Below are 2,455 nucleotides of genomic sequence, written 5' to 3'. Positions count from 1 at the left end.
GCGGGGGACAGCGGCTCGGAGCCGTCCACGGGGAGGGGCCCCGCGGCGCGGGCGGCGGCGAGCAGGCGGAGCGCGGCGTCCTCGGCGGCGTCCTCCGCGGCCAGCTCCGTCATCCTCGCGGCCTTCTGGCGCATCCGGCGCGCGAAGGCGGCCACGCACAGCACGGAGGCGGTGAGCCACAGGAGCGCGGAGCTGGTGGTGAGCGGCAGCCAGCCGTAGCGGGCCGCGAGCCCCTCGCGCCAGTCCTGCTCCTCCAGCAGCAGCGACGTGCGGAAGGCCTTGCCGAAGGCCTGCTCGAAGGGCTCACCCGCGCGCACGCCGTCCACCAGCAGGCCCATGGCGTGCGAGCCGTGCTTGCCGGTGAGGAAGGCCACGAAGGCGGCGCTCTGCGCGTAGGCGATTTCGACGTCCGCGGGCACGTCCGGCCATTCGTCGGACAGGTCCTCGAAGTGGAAGACGCGCTCCTGAGTCACCGCGCGGAAGAGGGCGCTGTAGTGGGCGACGGAGTAGCGCTCGTCCGTGAGGTTCTGCGCCACGCCCTCCTGGAACCAGCGCGGCCAGTCCTTCGCCAGCTGGCCCAGCGCCACGTGCGCCAGCTCGTGCCGCAGCGTGGTGGGCCCCTCCGTGTCGCTCAGGCTGAGCGCGTCCAGCAGGATGATTTGATGCCCGGGGTAGGCGAGCGCCACGGCCCAGCCCGGAGGCTTGCCACCGGGGAGCGCCAGCGCTTCGAATTCCTGGCGGCCCACGCCCAGGCGGATTTCGGTGGTGCCCGGCCAGTCGCGCCCCAGCATCGCGCCGAAGGTGTCCCGCACGCCTTCAATCTGCCCGGCCAGCGCACGGGCCGCGCCCGCCGCCTTCGCGGTGTGCAGGATGACGAAGCGCTGCGTCTTCAGCTCGCCCGCGACGATGGCGGGGCGGGCGTGGGGCACGAGCGCGGCGTCCGTGACGACGGCCTCCGTGGCGTGGATGCCCCGCGGACCTTCGTCCTGCGCGAACACGCCCGGCGAGGCCAGCAGCATCATCAGGAAGGCGAACAGGCGGAGCATGCGTGGCCTCACGGTCCACCAGAGATAACAGCCTCGGCCGCCGCCGCATCAACCCCTTCCACCCTCAATCGCTTACGGCGCGACGTGTCACCCGCCACGAGTGTCACCTGACGACGCGGCACGCCCAGCGTTTTGGCGATGAATTCCACCAGGGCCGCATTCGCTTCGCCATCCACGGGCGGCGCGGCGAGTTGAATCTTCAGCTGGCCGTCATGCTCGCCCACCACCCTGGTGCGGGACGCGCGCGGCTGGACGAGCACCGTCAGCTCCACCCCTGTCTGCACTGCTTTGAGCCAGGGGGCGGGCATGCGGGCAACGCTAGTCGTTGGAGGTGGCCTTCTTCTGCGACAGGAACGCGACGTTGTCCTCCACGCGCGCGTAGTCGCGGTCCGCGAAGGTGGGCGCGGCGAACGTCTCCAGCAGCTTGCGGTGGGCCTCCACCACGGAGCGCACCTGCGACTCGAACTGGGTGCGCTGGCGCTTGAGCTCGTTGATGTCCTCCACCACCTGCACCAGCCTCTGGTGCGCGCCGTGGACGATCTTCTCCGCCTGGTGCTCCGCGTCCGCGATGATGATCTCCGCTTCCTTCTTCGCGGCGTCCTTCAGGTCCTCGCTGATGCGCTGGGCGGTGACCATCGTCTCCTGGAGGGTGCGCTCGCGCTCCTGATGCTGCTCGAGCCGCGCCTGCGTGCGCTTCAGCTCCTCCTTGAGCGCGATGTTCTCCTTCACCACCTCCTCGAACTCGCCGGCGATCAGCTCCAGGTACGCGCCCACTTCGGGACGCGCGAAGCCGCGCATCACCGTCTCGAAGCGCTTCTGCCGGATGTCGAGGGGGGTGATCTTCATGCGCCCCAGTCTAACCCATACACGCGCGCACTCCAGGAATCGGCCCGGCGGGGCAGAGGGGCGTCAGGGCTGGAGAGCAGACAGGCAGGCGTGTTTCAGGGCGCGGCGGCCGGGGCGGCTTCCCACTGCGACGCCACCGAGCGCGCGGCGTTCTGCACCGCGTAGCCCACGCGGCTGTCCGCGGCCACGTCCTGCACCACCCGGCGGGCGGTGGGGGTGCGTTGATACAGAAGACCTCCCAGCGCTTGAATCTTGAGCGCGTCCGGCAGGCGCGGGTGGCGCACGACGTTGCCCAGGATCTCTTCGGCGCGGCGGTGCTGGAAGAGGGCCACCGCGCGCAACGCGGCCTGCTGGATGCGCGGGTTCGGGTCCCAGATGAACGCGGCCAGCGGGTCCAGGGCGCGCGGGTCGCCCAGGAGCGCCAGGTCCTCGATGGCGAGCGTGCGGATCTCCTCCGGCGCGGGCTCCGCCGCCCACAGCAGGCCCCTCAGGAGCGGCTGGTCCGCGGCGCCGGAGGTTCCGGTATCCACCGGGGGGCGGGCGGGGGCGACGCGCTCCACGGG

The 2,455-nt window shown here is 71.6% G+C and carries 4 protein-coding genes; all 4 read right to left on the bottom strand.

All coding sequences use genetic code 11. The features are described from left to right. Positions 1 to 1,046, bottom strand: a 1,046-nt coding sequence (locus D7Y15_RS43110) for a peptidase MA family metallohydrolase (protein WP_121756185.1), incomplete at its 3' end; no start/stop codon positions are given. Positions 1,047 to 1,054: 8 nt separating this feature from the next. Further along, positions 1,055 to 1,354 (bottom strand): DUF167 domain-containing protein, encoded by a 300-nt coding sequence (locus D7Y15_RS43105; protein ID WP_120581670.1) that lies wholly within the window; start codon positions 1,352 to 1,354, stop codon positions 1,055 to 1,057. A 10-nt stretch (positions 1,355 to 1,364) separates the two neighbouring features. Continuing rightward, a complete protein-coding gene (locus D7Y15_RS43100; protein ID WP_014397740.1) occupies positions 1,365 to 1,892 on the bottom strand; it encodes a DivIVA domain-containing protein in 528 nt (175 codons plus the stop codon). Positions 1,893 to 1,987: 95 nt separating this feature from the next. Further along, a complete protein-coding gene (locus tag D7Y15_RS43095; RefSeq protein WP_121756186.1) occupies positions 1,988 to 2,452 on the bottom strand; it encodes a HEAT repeat domain-containing protein in 465 nt (154 codons plus the stop codon). Positions 2,453 to 2,455: the final 3 nt, after the last annotated feature.

It is taken from the genome of Corallococcus sp. AB030 (genome assembly GCF_003668965.1).
GTDB lineage: Bacteria > Myxococcota > Myxococcia > Myxococcales > Myxococcaceae > Corallococcus > Corallococcus exiguus.
This window is presented reverse-complemented; position numbering and strand designations above follow the sequence as displayed.